The organism is Bacillus sp. FJAT-45066, from assembly GCF_002335755.1.
Taxonomy (GTDB): domain Bacteria; phylum Bacillota; class Bacilli; order Bacillales; family Bacillaceae_I; genus Bacillus_CD; species Bacillus_CD alkalisoli.
In genome coordinates, this window is sequence record NZ_NISQ01000001.1 from 2,636,696 (window position 1) to 2,659,244 (window position 22,549).

Below are 22,549 nucleotides of genomic sequence, written 5' to 3' on the forward strand. Positions count from 1 at the left end.
TAAAGGGGAATACCGAAAAGAAAGACTACTTGTTAACTGTGACAAGTAGTCTTTTTCCATTTTTAAAACCTACATTTCTTGTTAAGTCAGCCTAATCCCTAAACCCTATATTGCTTCTCTTTCTTCTGCTTCTATATTTACCTTTGCTAACCCCATAAATTTAATGGTAGCAATTACGGAACAAATGCCCAGTACGAAGAATATTTTCCGAATGTCCATAAACTCTGCGAGAATACCAGTTAAAAATCCTGCTAATGGTAGTGTACCAAGTCCTAGCATCATTATTAGTCCGTTTACTCTACCAAAGATGTGTGTTGGGACCAATTTTTGGCGCATTGTTTTGAATAGAACGTTGAACATAATAACTGGTGCACTTTGAATAGCAACAGCAAGCAATAGTGTTTGCCAATTCCAGCTAAAAGCAACTGTAATGATTCCTATCCCACTTATCATGATATTTATTAACATGAGACGAATTGGATTTTTCTTGTCTCCTTGGTAGTTTACGATAGCAATGGCCACGATTTGAGCGACCGCTGCCCCTGCATACACCCAGCCGATTTGATCAGACGTAAGAAGCAATTTTTCACGGGAAAAATAGACTAGCATACTTATAAGTGCCCCATTGGCAATATTGACGATTAAAATGAGTAGCGTGAATGGTCCTAAGATCGAATGATGATAGAGGAAATCCGCTCCCGCACGAAGCTGTTCCCAAGAATTCGTGCTCTTTTTCGTTGGCGTTTCTTTTGTTAAGAACTTCAAGAATACAATAGAAACGGCAATTGGAATAAAGGAAAAGGCATCTAGTAAAAGCACATTGTAAACTCCAATTTTTCCGATTAATACACCCGCGAGCACACTTCCGAATAGAACGGACGAAGTGTCGATGAACTGGTGCGTTGCATTCACTTTTATTAACTTTTCTTTTTGAAATAATTGAGGGACAACAGTAGCATTCACCACAGAGAAAACTGCCCCTAAACTTGCCACGAGAAACCCTAATAAATAGATGTGCCATATGTGTAAAACTTGAAGCATGTGTAAAATTGGGATTAATCCTACTAACACCGCTTGCAGTAATGCACTCGAAATAAGTAACGTTCTTCTTGGTAATCGGTCTGCCAATACCCCTGCAATTGGAGAAATAAAGATAAACGGTAGTGTTTGCACAAGAAACATAACACCCATACTAGCTGCTGATTGTGTTAGTTCATATATGAGCCATGGTATCGCAATAATGTAGAATTTATCCCCTATCTTAGATAGAATCGTTCCAGAAAAATAGAGAACGGCATTTTGTTCTCTCCATATCGATTGTTTAAACACCCTTTTCACCCTTTCAAAAATCTTCGTATTTCCTATATTTGTATTAAACACTTTCTCAAAAGAGGTAAAAAGGGTAAAATATATTCAATTACGTCCCCTTTTATGGAGGTACTGAAATGAATGAACGATATTTATCTTTAAGAGCTCACCTTAAGCATTATTCAAATGAGGTAGACTACGAGTTTAAATTGGAAGAGGCAGATCAGATTTGGTTTTGCTCCCGAAAAAATACGAAGCGAATCTTACGTCAACTTAAACAAGCAAATCTTCTAGCTTATCAACCTGGCAGAGGAAGAGGGAACTCCTCAAAACTTACATATCCAATTTCTTTTCAACATGAAATCGAGAGATACATAGAGAAGTGTGTAAATGATGAGCAACTAGATTTGATTGCACAAATATTACGTTTGCCGATTCCAAAGAGTTGGGTTGCCAATTCTTCGAAAGAGATTCGAGAACTACTAGGATTTCAACGAGACGATTCCGATTCAAGGGATGTTCTACATACATTTAAAGCGAGAGATATCACAACGCTTGATCCTTTGAAGGTGTCCATATCGTTAGAAACACACCTTATTGAATACTTAGGTGACACACTTGTCCGCTACGATAGCGAAAAGGATTGTTTTGTCCCACACCTAGCCCATCACTTTCATGCAGACGAAACCAATACTGTTTGGACGTTTTACTTGCGTAAGTCCGTTTCCTTTCATAACGGAGAATATGTAACGAGTAAAGATGTTGCTTACACGATTGACCGAATGAAAACAAGCTCACCTTCTTACTCTTGGCTTGCACGTAATATTGTGAAAGTAGAATGTCCACACCAACATAAAGTAATTATGCACCTTGATAGGCCAAACGGATTTTTCTTACGTTATTTATCGGCAATCAACTTTTGCATATTGCCTGCAAATGTAGAATTTAATGAGTACGAGTGGATTGGTACAGGGCCTTTTCGTTTAAAAGAACGGACCGCACATAAACTAGTGTTAGAAGCACATGACACTTACTTTAAGGAACGCCCGTTAATTGATGAGATCCATTTTTACCAGGTAACAAAAGATGCCGCAAAAACGGTTTATTTATCCGGAGATGAAAATGCTACGAACATAACACCTAGCAATCATAAAATCAATGATGCAGGTATTAGATTATTAGCGTACAACTTGAAAAGACAAAACATTATTCAACAACCTTCTTTTCGAAAAGCAATCTATCATCTCTTTGATGTCCAGAAAATGGCTCAAGAGCTAAGCATGGAAATTAAAGAAGCAAGTAGTTTTGAAATCGAACGATCCAAACCTCCGAATAAGGATGCAAAGCGCATTATCGGATTACTTGAAGAAGCAGGTTATCATGGAGAACCAATCCATTTGTATCACTTTGACAATTATTATGCTGTCCTTGAAGCAGAGTGGATGAAAAAAGAAGCGAAAACGTACGGTATTTCTATACACTTACATCCTATCTCTTTCTGGGATTTTTCAGATGAAGGAATGGAGGATAATATTGATATACTCATTATGGGGCTAGCATTGTCGTTTGATAAACACCTTGCTTTCTCCTATGCATTTAAAAACAAAGCATTATTATTTAATCGCATGTTTCATCCTGACGTAGAAGCATTCATTTATAAAAAACTCGAAGATTTCGAGTTTGAGAGTGAAAAACATGAACGGGACAAGCTTATGCAAGAAATGGAGCAATATTTACAAAAAGAGTTCGCACTATTCTTTTTGTACCACCCAATCGTTACACGTGCCCTTGATCCGCTCATCCAAGACGTGGAGTCTCACTCATTTGGACATTTAGATTTTACGAAGTTGTGGTTACCGAGTTAGAAAAACGGGGACGGGGTTACATTTCTCATTTGGAAAGCATGAGAATTATAACCCCGTCCCTCATATAACTTATTCCAGACTGCTGGCACGTTGACGAGTAATGTGAATAATGATTGCTTTATATTATTTTAAATGTAAGGTTGGGTTTTAACTCCTGACTCCAAAATCCGGCCATACCAATATCTAAACTCTTTTATCAATAGCACTTAAATAAAGGTCTAATGAATCCTCTACTTCTGTTTCTACCAACTGAATAAAGTCATCATATTCGTTTTGTGTATGTGCTTTATCCAAAGCTTCGTAATAAGCTAGGCGATTTTGTACTTTTATTACGATAGGTGGAAAACCATTTTTCATCAGTTCCAAATTTAATAACAAGCGCGATGTTCTTCCGTTCCCATCAATAAATGGGTGAATACCAACAAATTCAGCATGTAGCATAGCTCCACGGGTAACCGGGTGCATTATTTTCGTTTTTTCAAGTCCATACCATTCCATTAACTCTTCCATCTCTTCTTTTATGAGTATAGGAGTTGGTGGTATATGATTAGCTCCTGAAATAAACACTTGCTGATCTCGATACACGCCTGCATATTCATCATCAATGCCTTTTAATACAAGACGATGTATATTCTTAATTTGCCACTCTGATAAAGGTTCTCCCTTTTGTACAATTTCCTCTACATATGTAATAGCATCACGGTGATTAATTACTTCTAAGTGCTCACGCAACGTTTTACCACCAACCGTAATTCCCTCCAGAACTACCTTCGTTTCATTAATGGTTAGTGTATTACCTTCTATTGCATTTGTATTATATGTCCATTCAAGCAATAACTTCTCACGTAAGCTCTTGACAGTATATTTAGGTAAAGGTCGATTTGCATCTAGAAGTGCCTTCTTCCCATCTATTTGGTTGAACATTTAAATCACCTCTCTTACCGACTGATTATATATTTTAATTTAACATTCGATAGTTTGGCTAAAATACCTTCTATTTTGACAACAATAATTAGTGAATTAGAGCTGCCTATTACTTATTATAGAGCTAATATGGATAGAGTCCATGTGGACATAGGGATAGGTTGTCCAAACAAATACTGGAAGTCAACTATATCTAATAATTTCCCTGCTCAATAAACCTTTACCTTTGTCCATCCTCTTAATTATGAAATAACAAACGAATAAGCCAAGTCTTATAACTAGCTTCATTCCGAAACTGTTCCAAGTTTTGATAACAAGAAATAAAAACTTCCTGAATAATATCTTCACATTCAACTTTATCGTTTACATACAAATAGGCGATCCGTTTTAACTCAGATCCATACTTCTGCATTAACTGTTACAAGAGGGCATCTTTATTTATTTCTAAATCATTACTTTCTTGAATAAACACCGCTCAACCTCCCTTCCAAAAATCAGACGAATGTAATGATGGCTTTGACCCGTTTATTTTATTTATCTTTCTATTTTAGTAAACTAAGTGGTTTATTACAGACAAAAAGCAGCCCAGTTGATTTCTTTTTTCAGGGAGATTGAGGCCTGACCCACAGCACCTAAATTTTTTCATGGCCGGGGGACTGCCCCAACGGCCTTCGTATCATTCTATCACCCCTACTTATGATAAGTTCCTATTGTTTTAATAAATCCTCATTAATACCTTCTCTGGTATTCTAGTATCTGTTATATATTTAATGTAAAAAAAGACAGCCACAACCAATTGGTCGGCCGTCTCATTGTACTATATTTTAGTGAAACAAAGAGGTGCTTTTTTCAACTCTGCTTCAAACTTAAGATGGTCACTTTCACCAAGATAATTCCCATACCTCCAAGCTGGGTTACTGTAAGCAGTTCACTCAGAACAATTAATCCAAAAAGGGATGCAGTGACTGGTTCCACCATTGCAACGATGGAAGCTGAAGTCGGTGATGTTCGTCTCAAACCAGCTACATACAAGAAGAATGACAAACCTGATCCGAAAATCCCTAAAAGAATCATCCAAAAAAGGTCAGGTGAGTAAAAGACGGAAGCTGCTTCACTGCGGTCAATGAAAAGCAGCGTAATTATAGTAAAGAAAAGGAATGCAATCGTTAAAATTCCTTGCGGCTGCCCATGGCGGGATGCATATTTAAAACCAAAAATGAACATTGCATACGATAACCCTGCGCCTAATCCTGTAACAAGTCCAAGCATCGAGATGCTATCGGAGCCAATACTGTAAACCTCTGTCAGCAATACCACTCCAGCCATCACAAAACCAATAGCCAGCCATTTAAATAATGACGCCTGTTCAAGACGGAAAATAAAAGAAATAAGGAGAACAAAAATGGGCGCAGTATACATCAATGTTGCTGCTACGGCAATACTGCCCTCTGAGATACTAACAAAGTAAAATATAAAATTCCCTGCTACACCAATACCTGCAACAATAGACCAGAACAGCAGCGGCTTATTCAACCGGGTCGGCTGGAACAAGAACCAAATAAGAATACATACTAAACCCACTGCTCCCCTATAAAAGGAGATGACCAAGGGATCCCAACCCATATCCAATAAAAAGCCGCCTAGTCCTCCGGAAATTCCCCATAAAAATGCTGCTAAAATTACAAATCCTAACCCACCAACACGCATATAGTTACCTCCACATATCACATTTAACATCTGTACATGTTAGGGACTATACCTCCTAGTAGAGTTTTTATAACTTAATTTTGGGTACTTGTTATCCGGAAGATATTGGATTTGAAAAGATACATAAAAGCCTCAGCTAATGTTGCAAAGGGCCAGACACCTTGTAGCAATGAATGCTACAAAGTGTCTGGCCCTTTAGCGCATCCTGGTGGCTTTAGACTTGTTCTTTAATCGGGGTTTAATATGTTATCAATTAACTGTAATTCTTCTGAACTAAATTCAAGATTATTAAGAGTGGCTACATTCTCTTCAAGTTGGCTTACTTTACTTGCGCCTATTAAACAAGAAGTAACCATTTGCTCACGAAGTACCCATGCAATTGCCATTTGCGCAAGGGATTGACTACGCTGTTGCGCTACTTCGTTTAATTTTTGTACTTTTTGAATGACTTCTTCTGTAATATCATCACGATTTAAAAAGCTATTTACTTTAGATGCACGTGAATCTTCAGGAATACCCTTTATATATCGATTTGTTAACAACCCTTGAGAAAGTGGAACAAAAGCAATACAACCTGCCCCTTCCTCTTGCAGCAGTGAAGTTAACCCATCCTCAACCCAGCGATTAAACATGGAATAAGCGGGCTGATGAATAAGTAACGGAGTCCCTAATTCTCTTAAAATATGGATAGCCTGCTTTGTTTCCTCTATTCCATAATTAGAAATTCCCACGTAAAGGGCCTTACCTTGCTTGACGATATGATCAAGGGCCATCATTGTTTCTTCAAGCGGTGTTTCTGGATCCGGTCTGTGATGATAAAAAATATCAACATATTCCAATCCCATTCTATTTAAGCTTTGATCAAGACTTGAAACTAAGTACTTCTTTGATCCCCAATCACCATATGGACCCGGCCACATTCCATAACCTGCTTTTGTAGAAATTATCATTTCGTCTCTAAACCCTTCAAAATCTTGACGAAGTATTTTCCCGAAATTTTCTTCTGCCGATCCAGGTGGAGGCCCGTAATTATTTGCAAGATCAAAGTGCGTAATCCCCAAATCAAATGCTTTTCTAATGAGAGAACGTCCATTTTCAAAGACATCTTCTCCACCAAAGTTATGCCATAATCCCAATGAAAGAGCTGGTAGTTTAATACCAGATTTACCACATCGATTATAAACCATTGATTCATATCTTTGCTCATTCGGTTGATATCCCATTATTCATTCCTCCTTATTCGAAGCCTTTTCCCCAGGTATATACCTGTTCTGCAATCGTTCGATTTAACAGAACAATTTTATCCTAATTGCATTATTTAATCAAAATGGGATGCAACAGGCTATGGGGCTGGAATCGTATCTTTAGATACCAATGTAAATAGTATCTTCTTCATTCCCACCATCTCGTTCCAACCTCTCCAAAAACACATCAAACATAAATTCCTCATAATTTTCCTTCCGCTTTTCTACAATGAAATTAGCGTATAACGTATTGTAAAAGTAGCCAGCAAAAGTAGAGTGAATCTTTTTCGTTTTATGCATGAAAATGGTAGTTTTAAAAGATTGTATAATGGCATCTATTAATTCTTCCAGCGGGCGATCAAATGGTATCTTGTTATAGGCGATCGTTACACGCTTCCACAATTGGAAAATCTCCATTGCACTGAAAAACGGGTCTGCAACTTTAATAAACTCCGGATGAACAAACGGAGGTAAAAATGTGCTATCTATGTATGCATAAGGGTTTTCTTTTAGCCCCTTCTTTTCTAAAGAAGAAGATGGAGGTGGTGTGGTATCAGTGGTCGCATTTTCTTCTTTTTCGATAAAAGGTTTTTTATTCTCACAGAGTGAATCTAGTTTCTTTTCAGTTTTATTAGGGTGGTCACATACGTGGTCATCAAGGGTGGTCATCTTAGTGGAAAAAGGTTGAATGACAAGTATGTTCACCCCTTGTTTGCCGTTTTCACGTACCGTATGAATTTTTTTAAGAAGCCCAATATCCACGAATTTTTTGATTGATCGTGTTACAGTACGAACACCTAAATTTAATGCAGATGCGATCGTTTGGTTTTTGGAAAAAGAAACACCTATAACTTTACACGAATGCTTAGCGATATACTGGATCACCTTAATCGCTCCGTTTGACAACGTTGATTTATATCTATATAAAAAACGACGAATCTCCTCATTCATTTCTTCCAAACTAGCAAAACTTTGATAGCTTTTCACTGTTTCGTATGTAAACTTTTCCATCCTATTTGCCTCCCTAATAAACAAACTCAAGAATATAGTAAGAAAAGATCATAGAAATGAAAAAAGGGAAACGATGAATATTCGTTTAATGAGAAAGTGGAAATGCAACATTTCCCTTAGGAAAATGTTACGTTTGGGTGGTGAGTTTGGAGGGATATTGGTTATATTGTGGAAAAATTCTTGGATCTTTTTCTTGAGGACAGACTGGTAGATTGTTTAATAGCTAGCTCTTAGTTAGAAAACTGGATAATGCTCAAAGTGACCATACTAAAAAAGGTTCCTTCTATAACTTAGAAGAAACCTTTTAATTTAGCAAAATCTCCTGTTTCGTGAAACATTTCTGTGAAACAAGATTTTTCGGGTCGTGCAAGGCACCTTAGTTCCTTATTATATATGTTGAATTATTTTCGATTCATCTAGCTTCAATCTGTCACTAAAACTCCACAACCCTTTATCAATAATTCGCCATTCACTCTCAGCATCTTTCACCAACTCTTGAAAAAAAACTGTATATTCTTCGTAGTGGCTCCATGACATTGGTTTTGTATACTTCTTTAAGTTCTCACCTTTATCCCACTTGTACGTTCTCCATACTTTCACATCAAGGATTGGAAAAGTATCCGGTTTCCAAATGTGAACATAAAAAGTTGGCAATACAATAGATGTTTTTGTCATCATTGAAACCACACCTTTAAATTCCTCATACGTAATTTGATCGTCGCGAAACTTAATAGCCAATTCTAACAGTTCTTCCGAAACAGCTTTTTGAATAAAGTTATGATGAGAAGTAGTCCCGCCTGAAATGCTAAAAGTAACACCTTTAGCTTCTCTATTACTCTCCACCGGAATTCTCGTTGTTGAAACTTTACCAAGTTTCCAATATACCAAAAATTCTACTGCTTCTTTTAGTTGTTCGGTTACACCTTTTTCTTGCTTTAAAATATTTAGATAGTGGTGGTAAAGCTCATGAGAATATTTAACCTCGTTAAAACTAGATGCTGCTATCATCAAATCTTCTTTAGTAAAACGATATTTCCACTTGTAATTTTCATTCATTTCATTATGAGATAACACAGTCCAGACCATCTTTACTCCTATATAGTGTCCCGACAATTCTGTTAATCTACCTCTTGCCCACGCTTTTTGTTGTTTTGTTAACCATGAATCTCCCGCAATATTTTCATATTCTATCTCATGGACAAAAGCTAAATAGTATTGTGTTGTATCTTGAGGTAATGTTTCCATATAATCTTTCACTTTTAAAATATCATCCAAAAATGGCTTGTCATTCCAACAGGATTTATATTTAACTTCTATGATTGCAAGAACAGATTCTATGTCATCTTTTAAATGATCACTATTCCCTGGCTTATCCTTAAGCTTTACCATAGCAATGTCTGCAATAGAGCCTTTGTAATGGAATTCTGTATAAATCCTTATGTTGTTTTTCATGAAAAAACTATTAAGGCTTGTACGCAGGTGGAAGTAAAGTGCGTTCTTTAGTGTATCTTCCTTCAGTAAATAGAAAGATTCGTAGTCTTGAGGTATTTTGGATACCCAGATATCTTTTATGAATCGGTCGATTGTTTGTTGTAAATTGGTTGTCATTGTTTCCCTACTTTCAGAGTGGTACAGTGGTTTTCAAACTTAGTACTATTTTTTATTGGTTAGTGTCTGTCCCTAAAAATCACTATATAAAACAGAGTATACTCTATCATTAACTGAGTCTTTATTTTCTAACTTTAATGCACCTTTTTTCGTTAAGCTATCTAAGTATTGGCATACTTGTGGATAGATTTTGTATCTACCAGTTGGATAGCATTCTGATGATGCACCTGCTTCGACCAGAAACTCACATAACTCCATTGCAGATGCTTTTAGTTGGGACATCAAGTAAAGGTTTATTGCCCCTTTCAACTCTTCGATATAATTGTTTTGACTAATAGGTGTAATAGGAATATTTATTCTTGGAGCAGTTTTTCTTGTTGAACCAACTTCCCCTTGCATTTTTATAACTTCTTTGAGATTCAGTACTTTCTTTGTTTTTTCTTCATGGAGGATTTGTTCTTGGAAGTATTTATCGAATTGAATTTGCCTTTGTTGGATTTCTTGCAAGAAGGCATCCCTATGTTGTTTTTCTAAACTTGGATTACTTAACTGTAAATCTTCTTTTGCAAGTAATGCTGTTGATAAGCTCATCTGATATCCTTTGTTTATAGAAAAAGCACGATAAGGCATTTGGTCATCATCTTTAATAAACCTTTGGACTGTAAACTCAATATTGGTTTCTGTTGAATGAACATAATATATACTGTAAACTTCATAGTTTTTAGGAATTCCCCTATACTGGTAGTTAAATATTTTGAAAATAGAATAATCTAGTGACAAAGAATTTAATGTCTCCTCCCAAACTAGATCTTCTTTCGTTTTTGTCGCAATATCTAACTCAGCTTCCCATAAGTGAATAACATGTTTATCTATATCTACCGACTGTTCCGCATCTTCAACAAACCAAATTGGCGTTAGTTTTTTAGATTTGAAGTATTTATTTCTATTTTTAATTTGCTTTACTAACTTAGAGTCTTTGTTGTATGTAACATCTGTAAGGATTGTTAGCGCAAATTCTTTCTCTTTATTTTTCAAAATAATGTCTGGATAGTACTTCCACTTCTCTGTACCTTTTGTAACATAACCATAATCTACGTTGATATCTTCATTTGTTTTTTCTTGTGACTTTAGTTCATCATAAATAATCTCTTTCATTACTGAATGCTTTTTCGATTCCCGTTTTACTTGCTTTTGATACACTTCACTAGCAATAGAAATTTCACAAGACCTGGAATGCCTGTGAGCAAAGTGTTCTTCCCTAATTTCACCCGATTTTAGGATTAAAGTTTCTCCACAATAAGGACAAGTAAAAGCTCCTTTATCTGCACCTTTTTTTAACTTTTTAATGGCTTCTTGCTGATTTTCTTTTGCATCTAAATAGGTCCTTAAGTCAAAAAAACTCCCCTCGTATATCGCCTCTTTCATTACAATTCCCCTCCACCACAATTAGTTCTATATGCCTGTATTTACAATAACATGAAAAAACTGGTAAGTTTAGTATGTAGGAAAAGGTGTACTGTAATCAGTACACCTTTTCGACGAATCTAAATAATTTATGTTTTCTATATTACGAAATAATCTCTTAAAAACCTTTCAAAGTTGATTTGCGTGATCTATACTTTTTGGATAAGCGCCTTTGAACAGAATGCGGAATTTGCGCATTAGGAAGTTGTGCCTGCCCCCATGGCTCAATAGGATAAGACTTTTTGGCCTTTACAAATTCGGAAAAGAGACCTGACCCCCAGTACGTTAAAGTTTTACCAAACTGGGGGACTGGATCCATAGCAGGGTTTATTATTTTATTTGTTATTTAATTTTATAACCACCGAATATCTTAGGTTCTGCAACCGTTTTAGCAAAAGTATCCACAAAGTAAACACTAGTCGTTTTACTAACTCCTGCATTTACTATTAATGTTTCCACTGTATTCCCTACTTGTTCAGCAAAACGTTCTTTCTCATGCTGAGCAGAATAATACCAAGCATCACTTACAACAACGTTAACAAGTGTCCAATCACCATCATTGTACCTTGGGGAGATATCAACAATAATCCCTCCACTAACTTCAATAATTTCTTGGATAGCCTTTACAAACTGTTCACTTCTCTTTTCTTTCACTGCTGTTTCATTTGGATAAGCTATGGTTACATTTTCAATTGAACCATTCTTCCCATTTTGATGATGAGCAACTGCTAAAGTACCCGTCATCTTTTCACCAAACTGTCCATAAATTACTTTTATACTATCTGGTTGAGGATGGTCATCTAGATTAAATCTAAACATTGCCATACCTCCTACTTCACCAGGTTCCCACTCACTTACATCAAATGTATGTTGTATTTTACCGTCTTTTATTTCTAAAAAATCACTAACAATATTAAAATTTGCCTCCATTAGCACTACTTCGAATATTCCACCATCTGGTACGTTCGAGGTGATATTCACATGTATCTTACCTTCTTCGGCTTTTAATTCCATATTACCCTTAAATTCTAATTGCGCTTTCTTTTCCTGTTCTTTTTTCTTTGCTTCTTCTTCAACTTTCTTTTTAGCTTCTTCTTCAGCCTTCTGTTTTTCTTTAGCTGCATTATCTTCTGCTTTCTTATCCTTCTCTTCTTCTGCTTCAGTTGAAGTGGTTACTGCCTCTATCTTAGTCTTAACTTCCTCTCGTGAGACTGTCTCAGTATCTGCTTCCCCAAAATACATAGTAAGGAAGAACAACCCGAAGACTGCTGATAATACAATATTAGTCTTCTTTTTAAAGTGCTCATACTTAAAAATTAAGAAAATACCAATAGGTGCAAAGAATATTAATAATAAAATAGCAAACCACTTTCTCTGATAGAATTTATTTGTTTTTTCCATATAATTCTCCCTACTATTTATTTGAACTAATGGTATATTCTACAATTTTTTTCAATTTCCTTTATATTTCTACAAAAGTTACAAATAACCGCATTTTTAGGTCATTTTCAGGTTACCAATTTATCTTAACACTTCATTAAAACCTTTTTCCCACGTAAACCTTGTTAATATTTAATAGTTATCTCTAAGAAAACTAGCTACTGCTCCAAGAGACCACACAAAAAAGCCTTACCGTCATAGGTTAAGGCTTTTTTGCTTATACTAATTCAATTTTGACTATACACTCCACATGTCCAGAGTGTATGTGGCAACACACGGGGTGCTGGTGAGTTTTATTCCGGAGAAAACGGGGCCTGACCCCCGGTACGATAAAGTTTTACCGTGTCGGGGGACTGGCCCCATAGCCACGTTTGACAAAGTTGATTTATATCTATATAAAAAACGACGAATCTCCTCGTTCATCTCTTCCAAACTAGCAAAACTTTGATAGCTTTTCACTATTTCGTATGTCTCTCAATAAGGTTTAACATATATTTCAAACCTACTACTTTTATTTTTAAAGTAGTCGGTTTCTTATCCATTTAAACAACAATGAATATCCATTATGTGTTAAAATTAATGTAGATATTGTAAATTTTTTATACAGGATGTTTATAAAAATTTATGGAGGACAACAATATGGAGTATAAGAATGTAATTCAAACTACAATCAGAGAAGTATATCCAAATTATTTAATAAAAACGTTACTTAAAAAACTAGAAGAAAAAGGGATAATTAGTTATAAAGCAGATCTATTATCTCAGGAAGCATTTATTTTTAGTAACGACGATGAAACCCCTTATCATCCTAGATATGACACAACAGAATTACTAATATCTTTAGATAATAAGACAAGTGATGTTATCTCAATGATTCAAGAACAAGAATACGATTCTGCATATAGCTATTCTGTTTTATTTGAGATTGAAGAAGAATGGGAAAATAACTTAAATCTTGCTATTAAAGAAGGGCTTATCTTACCTGTTGAATCAGATGAATATCTCCATGACCATTTATCAACTAACGTCATCAGCTGTATACCTTCAATAAAAAAAATTTCTAATGTGAATATCTTAAAATTCCCATTGCATCTCGTTGGATACTTACCTCAAGAAAACGACAATAAGCGTGAAATAGTTTATCCAATAATTTGTTTACTACACCCTGAAACTAATATGGTAGAAATTCGATTTGAGAAAGTGAAAGGATACATTAGCAACGGTGAAAGCGGATTTTATGTAAAAAAAATCGAAGAGGTTAAACAAAGATTAGAAAATATACTGGGTATTGAACTACTAGCTATTAACCTGTCTTCTATTGTAAAATACATTAAAGAAACCTTGAATGAATCTGAGGAAAATGAAGTAGCAATTTCAGCACAAGCATTAGAGTATCATACAGGTTCAAAAGCTGTATTAGATACAGGTAACAATGATAACATGATATTACCTTTGATTGGAAATTTGAAGGATATTTTAAAGAATAATGAGGAACTCTTTGATGCTAACAAAGAAACTAAACAGATACATACGATGCTTGAAGAAATAATTTTAGAAGCAGAGTATCTTTCTGATCATCCATGGATAACTTTAGCATGGAAAAATGAAGTGAAAAGCAAGGTTGTGAAAGTGAAGTTTCTTTTCAACTATCACGGTCAAGATTTCAGTGTTTTACAATATTACGGCAATAATGCCGATTCGGAGAGGATGTCTTATGTTACACAATTCATTTTTGATAACAAGCAAAAACTTGCCAATCAAACTGAATAAACAACAAAAAGAAGCTCTTACCCGTCTTTTTAAACTTTTCAAGCCAGGTCACTATGTATATCCTGGAGTTTTAATCCGCGAGTTAAATATTGGAATGAAAGTAGCATATCAAATTCTAGATTTGCTAAAAGAAAACGGATTTCTTAAAGAGTTTTATGAGGTTTACTGTCCGTACGAATCCAAGTCTATTGGTAAGATTTATGAGAACCTTTTAGATTTACTTGGGGATGATTTGAAGCAAGATTGTCCAGAATGCGGTCAAACTGTTAACATACAAGAAAGTAACATACTGATATATCGAGTTATTCATCAGGTGGATATTACCTATGACGAGCAAGTTTAATGGTTATAATGCATTAGATGTTCTATTTGAACAATGTAATAAAGAGGCTGTTGAATTTCAAAAAATATTACTACTTAATGAAGAAAATAAGGTTAAATTAGCTGCATTAATTGACAAAATAGATACGGGTGTATTTAGTACAGAAAAAGAAAAAGGCGACGCATTAGAACTATTAACCAGAGAAACTCTAAAAGCATTAAAGTTTTTTGATGCATTACCTAATATTCATACCTCAACAAATGAAATAGATTTCCTCTGTAAATTATCAGAATCTGGAAATATCGCTAAAACAAAAGGATACTTTCGTTTTGAAGATGAATTTTTAATAGAGTGCAAAAATTATGCACGGCCAGTAGATGTTACTTATGTTGGTAAATTCGCTTGTCTTCTATTAAGCCAAAGTAAAAACCTTGGCATCCTAGTTTCTAAAAAAGGAATAACAGGATCTAATTGGTCTGATGCCTATGGATGGACAAAAAAGTTATATTTAAAGCATGCTATACTTATTATCAGCTTTACTCTAGATGATTTTAGACAGCTTATAGAAAATAAATCCTTTTTCGAAATCATTGAACAAAAAAAGATGGACATAATAAACGATACTAATATAAGTTCTTATTTACAAAAACATCCCGCAATGAAAGATCCCCTTCAGAATTGAAGAGGATTTTTTTATTTGTTTCATTATCTTTGGTTTACCGTTATTTATGATACGGTTCACCGTAACATTGGATAGGGTAAAATAAATAATTAAGAAAGGTAGTGGAAAAACAACCACTACCTTTCATCTTGTTGAGTTAATGTTATTAACGGCGGGAGTCGAACCAATCGTCTCAGAGCATTATAATATCAATACTTGCGGGGGCAATTGATTTTTCGACTAAGTTTTTGGCTACAATTATATTTAATTCCAAAATAAAATTACTTAACTTTTAAAGCAGGTAAGCTTTCAATTATCTCAAGGGTTTTTAATGACATATTAACAACACTACCAATTAGTTTAATTATATACTGAGAGCTTTCGGAATACTCATTAGGATTATTATCTAAACCACTAGCTTTATCAACCTTATATTGATATTGATCAATTATCCATTCGACTGGTGATCTTCCATTAACGATATATTCGTAGGCTTTTAATGGAATATCTTGTATTGTAATCTGATTATTGTAAATGATTTTAGATTTATCTGTTTTTTTATCATTATCTTTACCAAACTTCATCTTTTGAACTATATAAGAAATATCCTGAGACGCTTCTTTTGTAATAAGATTTAATGGATAGGGTTCAATAATTTCATAATTTAAATGCAAATCAGCTAATTGTTTCCCAGCATTACAGAATGTCCAGAAATCCTCAACTAGTGGTATTCTAGGTATATCCTTCTTCAAATCATTATTATACTTCTGTCTGTAATCTTTTGAATGTAAAATGCCATATACATAATAGAATATATCTTCCTTAGTAATATCATTTGAATAAGTTTTCTTGTATAAATCTAATACACCGTCTGCAATATTATCATATCTTTCATACTCGACAACATCTTGGAACAAAGTGAATTCCTCATAAATATATAGAGAGGGCTATGGGGCCTGACCCCCGGTACATTAAAGTTTTACAGAACTTGGGGACTGGCCCCATAGCCCAGAGTGAATCTAGTTTCTTTTCAGTTTTATTAGGGTGGTCACATACATGGTCATCAAGGGTGGTCATCTTAGTGAAAAATGGTTGAATGACAAGTATGTTCACCCCTTGCTTGCCGTTTTCACGCACAGTATGAATCTTTTTAAGAAGCCCAAAATCCACGAATTTTTTGATCGATCTTGTTACAGTACGAACACCTAAATTTAATGCAGATGCGATCGTTTTGTTTTTAGAAAAAGAAACACCTATAACTTTACAAGAATGCTTAGCGATATACTGGATTACTTTAAGGGCTCCGTTTGACAAAGTTGATTTATATCTATATAAAAAACGACGAATCTCCTCATTCATTTCTTTCAAACTAGCAAAACTTTGATAGCTTTTCACTGTTTCATATGTAAACTTTTCCATCTTATTTGCCTCCCTATTTAACAAACTCAAGAATATAGTATGAAAAAGTCATAGAAATGAAAAAAAGGGAAACAATGAATATTTGGTTGGTGAGAAAGGGGAAACGTAACATTTCTCTTAGGAATGTGTTACGTTTGGGTGGTGAGTTTGGAGGGATATAGGTTATATAGGAGAAAAAGTTCTGAATTTTCACTGAGAGAAGGACAGGTACATTTTTTATTAGTTTTCTCTTAGTTAGAAAACTGGATACTGCTCAAAGTGGCCACACTAAAAAAGCCTTACCATAATAGGTTAAGGCTCTTTGGCTTATATTAATTCGATTTGACTACACACTCCACATGGCTTGGATGGTGATCGCAGACATATCGATGTAGTTGTGTTTACCTAAATTGACTTAACTACTGATACGGTTCACCCGTAATGTGTCTAAGTGCGGTTTCTAATAAATATTAATAGCCAATTCTTTCTTAACAAAATTTATTTGTTCTTCTTCTTTATAAGATAAAAATAGCAAATCTATTTTAATACCTAAATCTAAGCAACCAAAAAATTCTTTTAGTTCTTTTTTGATTTTAGAAATCTCTTCTAATGAGAATATATTATTATTATATGTTAGTAATATATCTAAGTCATTTGGCGATTTTTGATATTTAGCTGAACCAAAAAGATAAACTCTCATCTGGTCGCTTTCTATTAATGACGATAATTTATTATTTTTCTTAATCTCTTTCTGGAGGTATGTAATCAATGTATGAATTACCATAGTAATATATAGCCCCCATTAATTCAGAATAAGTAAATACAGCTACCCCATTTTCTTTACCCAACTTCTTTGCATCATACGTATATTGATTCCACAGACTAAGTACTAAAAGGGTATTAATAGTTGGATTATCTCTAATTATTTCAAATGTATCGCCTTCACCTAAGACATATGCATCTACAACATAAATTATTAAATTTTCATGAGGTGCTTTCCTAGTAACTTTTAAAATTTGATGATTAATATATTCTACATCTTCGACAGTTGGTTTTGATAATAGTCTCTCAACTAATTGTTTTACCCCTTGAGGTAATGGATTTATAACTCTTTCTCCATATTCCATTCTTCATCCCCCTAAAATATTATTTATGGCAATAGGAAATTTAGGATATTCCGCAATCCTTTCGGTTCTATTTTGATTATCTTTAAACCCTTCAGCATGTAATTTGAATTCCATAAACACCATTTTTTCTTCATAGTTCAATAAGTCTATATTTTCACTCAATAGTGTTATTATTTTATCATTATTAGGCACTATAAATTTTAATGCCATGCTTCTCCATGCTTCATGTTTTCTAGTTGTTAGATCAGCAGTATTTTCTGGTGTAGGACCATACATTTTAAATACCGTAGCATTTTCAGATAAAAGCAAATCCAATTCACTTTTTACTTGTAATCTAGTTTTTTTTTCACTAATCGTGCTAGAGCCATAATAATTATGAGTGGTTGAAGTGTTAATTGTAGATCCTCCAACTGCATTATTAATAGTACTTCCTTCTATAACAGAATCTTTTACTTCAACATTACCACTACTTTTTGGATGAATTTTTTTCAATAACTCTTGTAAATCTTCATCTTCTTGGATAGCTAATTCTAAAAACTTTTCATTTTTTTTATATGCTTCAGGAAATTCATTAATCTTAGATGCTATCTCATCTATTTGTTCCTCATCTATAATCCACTCTTGTAATTTTCCTTTAAGATATTCTGACGTAAGATTACCTATATACTTAATACCATCCCAGGCTAGTCCAGCCAATATTGTTGAAGTTAAAAAATCCATATAAACACCCCCAAGGTAAATTATACCAACTAAAAGTAAAACTGCCTACCAAATTAATCTAGGTAGACTGTTGTCTTTATAAATTTATTTATAAATTCAAAAACCGCACTTACTTATGATAAGGTTCACCGTGGTAATTTAAGAGGCAAATAATTAGGCCTTGGTAATTGACCAGTGGACAGAGGGACAGGTTCATTTAGATAATACCAGAAAATGTTCTAATTTTGAACTTGAGTACGGAACATATCTTACTTTAAAATAATTTAAAATGACATTTAAACTTTCTGAATTTATCAAGGTTTCATACATTCAAGAGCTAATAATAAATAATAATAATAAAAACTTTTGTGGGGAGTTTGTGGGCAGTTTTTTCAGGATAAAAAAGGGCTTTTCACAACCCTTCAAATAAAAAAACATACAAGTGTTATGATAAGCGGACTTTCGTTTTATATATATAATTGAAACTCACCATAAAACCATGTCCAAAAGTACTGGAAATGAAGGCCTCAGTGTAACTGCGGTCTCTTTATAAATTTACATTGAGGTAATGGCTATTGACTTTCTTCCAACAACAAATAATCATTTGATAAGTACACCATATTACAACTTGAAAGGTGATACAAATATTATGGAAGAAATTATAAATTTTAGAGATGAAAGGGATTGCAAAAGATTTAGCAATTTCACTTTCATTCGAAGCTAGTGAATTACTTGAAAGCTTCCAATGGAAAGATAATAACGCTGCTTTACAAAATATTGATCAAATTAATGACGAACTAGCAGATGTACTATATATTCAATCCTCTTAAGCCATGAACTAGACCTCGATGTTAAACAAATTATTATAGATAAAGTTGCTAAAAATAATGAAGAATATCCCATTGAAAAAGCATTTGCTACAAATAAAAAGTATACTGAATATTAAAGGTGACTTACTTCTAGTCAACCAAATTACACAGAAAACGCAGAGGTTTTAACATCCCCTGCGTTTTTCCATAATAGTATGAAAGACCGTTAACATCAATAAAATTTCTTAAAATACAATTTTAACGCACACTAATTTCCACTATTATTTTTTCGTATTCAGCAGTAAATTCATTAATATCTTTATATCTTTCTTCAGGATTATCCTGAGTTGCCTTTATAATTAACTGTTCAAATCCCTTTGCTTCGGTATATGTGTTTCTTGGTTTTTTACCTGTTAAAGTGAAATAGAGAAGCTTCCCTAATGAATAGATGTCACTTAGTTCTGTAGCTTGTCCTAACTTATCCATCTGCTCAGGAGCCGCATAAAGGAAGGCACCGTAATATTCTACGGAAGAATAATGAGTGTTCATAACCGCAAAGTCTTTACCCAAACCAAAATCAGATACCATTACTTGGTTACCTTTTAAAAGTATATTGTGTGGGTGGAGGTCTCTGTGAATGATTTTAAGAGCGTGAGCTTGATTAATAGCTGACAAAACTTGAGTGAATATTAATAACCTTTCTTCTAGTAAGATTTTTCCATTATGTTTTACTATGTAATCGTGTAGATTCTGGTCAATGAAAGGCATTATGTAATAATATAATTCTTCCTTTTCATCAAACTCCCAATCTAATATAGGAACAATATTAGGGGTACCCTTAAGCTTTTCTAACATTTCTATTTCTCTCTTAAATCTACTCTTATAGGCTGAATTGTCAATGTGCTTCTTCTTTAATCTCTTTAAAGCAAATTTTTCTCCTGTAGTACTATGTTTATATTTATGCACCTCACAAAAGTGTCCTGCCCCACGTATCTTGACATACTCTAGTTCAAAAAACAAATGCAGTTTTGATTGATCTTCAGTATCATCTTGATAATACCAATCAATCTTTCCCATAAATAACTCTAACCAATACCCTATTTCTTGGCTTTCTAGAAACTCATTGACCCTATCTGTTCCTATCTCTCCTGCAAGTATCCCCATTCCATCCATAAAAGAAGAAAATCCCTGATCGTTCAACTTCCTAAAAACTTTAATAATTTCGTCCAACATATCCGTGTAAGGTATATATTCTACGAGAGTGCTACCAGCTTCAGTTGCCAATAGATTTTGTAGTCTTCTAGCAGCATAACCAACTTCTTCTGGGTCATTTTGTCTTTGTAATTCTTTATTAATGAACCCACTTAATTCAGGAAAGAAACCAAAAAGCGGAATTGAGTCCATATATTGATATTCTTTATTCTCATAATACTTGTAATTTGGGTGTTGTTCTTTAAAAGTTGACATATTATTAATTAAACCTTTCGATAATGATTATTTTTTAGTTTAATGATTACACCATAAGCTTTTTATTTACTTTGACTAAAGGTCCGTGACTAGATAAAAAAGCAAACAGCAGATGAATTTTTCCCATCAACTTGTAGTGTAATCATTACTAAACTTTAATTCAAACGAATAATTATTCTTCTTTTATCTTTGCTCTTTTTCCAATTTATTCACTAAAAAAGTTTCAAGTAAATTGAAATCTGTAGCAGAGTAGAGCAGCCCTAGACCATCAACAAATTCAAGTTCAGTATCAATTGTTTCTTGATTAGTGGAAACTAGATAAGTGCCCTTGTATAATTGAAACATCTGCCATGGCACAGCATTAGTAATAGTCATTTTATCCCTAAGTTTTGAACAATGACCTTCTTTTTGCAGACTTTGTACTGGAAAAGCATAATTTCTATAAAGAGTAGCTGATTTCATAGTATAGTTGTCTGGCTTAGTAGAAAAATAGCAAATACCATCAAATGTAGAATGCCTGATCCATTGTAATAATAGTTGTGGAATAACATATTCAGGCTTAAATGTATGACTAGCATCTTTAACTTTAATTGAACATGCTGCAATTAATGGCCAAACTACAATATATGAAGTGAGTTCCTCAAATGTTTTTTGCATATCTTCTATTCCAAAAAACTGGTGAGTTAATATTAAACGTTCTATAACAGCACCAGGAGGAGTAGAAAAGTCAAGATAACTAGTTCCTTGAACTAAAAACAATGATGTTTGAACTGTATTTAAATCAGGTTTATTAAGTTCCTCCCAGCAGGTTAACGGAGAACTCCCCAAGTAAACACAAGGCAATCCTGGAATACTATATCTGTTTGTACTAACTAAACCTCGTAGTTGGAAGGGGATATGAAACATTTCATCTCTAGAATATATATGATTTGAACCTGTACGCATCTTATATAATTTATTAATAGAGGGATCATTAATAGTAAGAATATGATTTAAATAACCTTTAGGTTTAAGAAAAGTCTCAATTGTATTATCCAGCACCTCATAAGACGTATTAGGAAAACCCTCGTAATAATGCTGTAGTGATTTTAAAATAGCCTTACTCAAACCAACAATATTAATTAAATCAATCTCCTGCAACAGATTATATTCTTTGTCTATCTTTTCATGAATAATTTTTACAACAGAGATATATTTAGCTAAAACATTATCTATATAACCTTCAAAATCACTGTCATTTCTTGACAATGGAAGTTTTCCAACCCCAGATAATAACTCTATAAAAGGCAACACCTTAATTACCCAAGAAGTTAAGTACAAGATACGTTCTGGAGTTTTAAATAGTTCTACGGATACAGGCAAGACAACTTTGTTTCCCTTTGTTACTTCTTTCAATGGTTTTACCTTATCTGGGCCCTTATTTAAGTTCGGTTTCATATGTAATCCTTTATACAATTTATAAGCATTTTGGGCTTGTTCATCACTTATGACATCGGTACTCTTTATTTCAATTAGGTTAATAGCCAAATCAATTTGTTCTTTAGTTAATTTAAGTATTTTAATCACCATACTTTCCAACATATTCTCAAGATGCTAATAAAATTCCTTTATTTACTTAATTCCTAACCGTTCTTTTTCTTCATTTATTACCTTAAAATATTCAATTATCTCATCATGAGTAGTATTTACTGTTAGATTAAGCTCTTTTGCAAAAAGTTCCTTATA

The 22,549-nt window shown here is 33.9% G+C and carries 20 protein-coding genes and 1 pseudogene; 5 read left to right on the plus strand and 16 right to left on the minus strand.

Annotated features, from left to right (window positions below; translation table 11 throughout):
* Positions 1 to 105 precede the first annotated feature (105 nt).
* Entirely contained in the window at positions 106 to 1,329 is a 1,224-nt protein-coding gene (locus tag CDZ92_RS13340; protein WP_176483774.1) for an MFS transporter, read from the minus strand.
* A gap of 116 nt (positions 1,330 to 1,445) precedes the next feature.
* Here CDZ92_RS13340 and CDZ92_RS13345 point away from each other — a divergent pair, with 116 nt between their 5' ends.
* Complete coding sequence (locus CDZ92_RS13345) at positions 1,446 to 3,173, plus strand: ABC transporter substrate-binding protein (RefSeq protein WP_096155692.1); 1,728 nt, start codon at positions 1,446 to 1,448, stop codon at positions 3,171 to 3,173.
* A 183-nt stretch (positions 3,174 to 3,356) separates the two neighbouring features.
* Here CDZ92_RS13345 and CDZ92_RS13350 read toward each other — a convergent pair whose 3' ends face one another.
* The 8 genes from CDZ92_RS13350 to CDZ92_RS20055 all read right to left on the minus strand — a co-directional run bounded on the left by CDZ92_RS13350 (position 3,357) and on the right by CDZ92_RS20055 (position 12,532).
* On the minus strand, positions 3,357 to 4,097 hold the full coding sequence (locus CDZ92_RS13350) for a Fic family protein (protein WP_096155693.1): 741 nt from the start codon (positions 4,095 to 4,097) through the stop codon (positions 3,357 to 3,359).
* Positions 4,098 to 4,335: 238 nt separating this feature from the next.
* Positions 4,336 to 4,509, minus strand: coding sequence for a sigma factor (locus CDZ92_RS20525; RefSeq protein ID WP_096155694.1), 174 nt, complete (start codon positions 4,507 to 4,509; stop codon positions 4,336 to 4,338).
* Between the two features lie 437 nt (positions 4,510 to 4,946).
* Positions 4,947 to 5,804 carry an EamA family transporter gene (locus CDZ92_RS13360; protein ID WP_096155695.1) on the minus strand — a complete coding sequence of 286 codons (858 nt, stop codon included), beginning with the start codon at positions 5,802 to 5,804 and terminating at the stop codon, positions 4,947 to 4,949.
* Positions 5,805 to 6,031: 227 nt separating this feature from the next.
* Positions 6,032 to 7,027, minus strand: a complete 996-nt coding sequence (gene mgrA / locus CDZ92_RS13365) for an L-glyceraldehyde 3-phosphate reductase (protein ID WP_096155696.1) — start codon at positions 7,025 to 7,027, stop codon at positions 6,032 to 6,034.
* A gap of 141 nt (positions 7,028 to 7,168) precedes the next feature.
* Complete coding sequence (locus tag CDZ92_RS13370) at positions 7,169 to 8,059, minus strand: hypothetical protein (protein WP_096155697.1); 891 nt, start codon at positions 8,057 to 8,059, stop codon at positions 7,169 to 7,171.
* A 387-nt stretch (positions 8,060 to 8,446) separates the two neighbouring features.
* Positions 8,447 to 9,667, minus strand: coding sequence for a hypothetical protein (locus tag CDZ92_RS13375; RefSeq protein ID WP_096155698.1), 1,221 nt, complete (start codon positions 9,665 to 9,667; stop codon positions 8,447 to 8,449).
* Between the two features lie 72 nt (positions 9,668 to 9,739).
* Positions 9,740 to 11,092: a DUF3895 domain-containing protein gene (locus CDZ92_RS13380; RefSeq protein ID WP_096155699.1), complete on the minus strand. Its 1,353-nt coding sequence runs from the start codon at positions 11,090 to 11,092 to the stop codon at positions 9,740 to 9,742.
* A 381-nt stretch (positions 11,093 to 11,473) separates the two neighbouring features.
* A complete protein-coding gene (locus CDZ92_RS20055; RefSeq protein ID WP_096155700.1) occupies positions 11,474 to 12,532 on the minus strand; it encodes a hypothetical protein in 1,059 nt (352 codons plus the stop codon).
* Positions 12,533 to 13,210: 678 nt separating this feature from the next.
* Here CDZ92_RS20055 and CDZ92_RS13390 point away from each other — a divergent pair.
* The 3 genes from CDZ92_RS13390 to CDZ92_RS13400 are packed head-to-tail and all read left to right on the plus strand — an operon-like array spanning position 13,211 to position 15,345.
* On the plus strand, positions 13,211 to 14,341 hold the full coding sequence (locus tag CDZ92_RS13390; RefSeq protein WP_096155701.1) for a hypothetical protein: 1,131 nt from the start codon (positions 13,211 to 13,213) through the stop codon (positions 14,339 to 14,341).
* Complete coding sequence (locus CDZ92_RS13395) at positions 14,286 to 14,684, plus strand: hypothetical protein (RefSeq protein ID WP_096155702.1); 399 nt, start codon at positions 14,286 to 14,288, stop codon at positions 14,682 to 14,684. Before CDZ92_RS13390 ends, CDZ92_RS13395 begins: the two co-directional genes overlap by 56 nt.
* On the plus strand, positions 14,668 to 15,345 hold the full coding sequence (locus tag CDZ92_RS13400; RefSeq protein WP_096155703.1) for a hypothetical protein: 678 nt from the start codon (positions 14,668 to 14,670) through the stop codon (positions 15,343 to 15,345). The genes CDZ92_RS13395 and CDZ92_RS13400 overlap by 17 nt, the downstream gene beginning before the upstream one ends.
* A 260-nt stretch (positions 15,346 to 15,605) precedes the next feature.
* Here CDZ92_RS13400 and CDZ92_RS13405 read toward each other — a convergent pair whose 3' ends face one another.
* The 5 genes from CDZ92_RS13405 to CDZ92_RS13425 form a co-directional block, all read right to left on the minus strand.
* Positions 15,606 to 16,241: a type ISP restriction/modification enzyme gene (locus CDZ92_RS13405; protein ID WP_096155704.1), complete on the minus strand. Its 636-nt coding sequence runs from the start codon at positions 16,239 to 16,241 to the stop codon at positions 15,606 to 15,608.
* 10 nt (positions 16,242 to 16,251) lie between these two features.
* Complete coding sequence (locus tag CDZ92_RS13410) at positions 16,252 to 16,743, minus strand: helix-turn-helix domain-containing protein (protein WP_096155705.1); 492 nt, start codon at positions 16,741 to 16,743, stop codon at positions 16,252 to 16,254.
* A gap of 439 nt (positions 16,744 to 17,182) precedes the next feature.
* The gene (locus CDZ92_RS13415) at positions 17,183 to 17,422 is read right to left on the minus strand and encodes a hypothetical protein (RefSeq protein WP_176483775.1); all 240 of its coding nucleotides are present in this window, start codon (positions 17,420 to 17,422) and stop codon (positions 17,183 to 17,185) included.
* Positions 17,423 to 17,462: 40 nt separating this feature from the next.
* Positions 17,463 to 17,849, minus strand: coding sequence for a hypothetical protein (locus tag CDZ92_RS13420; protein ID WP_096155707.1), 387 nt, complete (start codon positions 17,847 to 17,849; stop codon positions 17,463 to 17,465).
* Between the two features lie 3 nt (positions 17,850 to 17,852).
* Positions 17,853 to 18,569 carry a hypothetical protein gene (locus CDZ92_RS13425; protein WP_096155708.1) on the minus strand — a complete coding sequence of 239 codons (717 nt, stop codon included), beginning with the start codon at positions 18,567 to 18,569 and terminating at the stop codon, positions 17,853 to 17,855.
* Positions 18,570 to 19,222: 653 nt separating this feature from the next.
* On the opposite strand from CDZ92_RS13425, the pseudogene CDZ92_RS13430 reads away from it, so the two are divergent.
* A pseudogene (locus CDZ92_RS13430) lies at positions 19,223 to 19,494 on the plus strand (MazG-like family protein).
* A gap of 121 nt (positions 19,495 to 19,615) precedes the next feature.
* On the opposite strand, the gene CDZ92_RS13435 reads toward CDZ92_RS13430, so the two are convergent.
* Both CDZ92_RS13435 and CDZ92_RS13440 read right to left on the minus strand, forming a co-directional pair.
* Positions 19,616 to 20,824, minus strand: coding sequence for a serine/threonine-protein kinase (locus CDZ92_RS13435; RefSeq protein ID WP_096155709.1), 1,209 nt, complete (start codon positions 20,822 to 20,824; stop codon positions 19,616 to 19,618).
* A gap of 183 nt (positions 20,825 to 21,007) precedes the next feature.
* Positions 21,008 to 22,393, minus strand: a complete 1,386-nt coding sequence (locus CDZ92_RS13440) for a hypothetical protein (protein ID WP_255249824.1) — start codon at positions 22,391 to 22,393, stop codon at positions 21,008 to 21,010.
* Between the last annotated feature and the right edge of the window lie 156 nt (positions 22,394 to 22,549).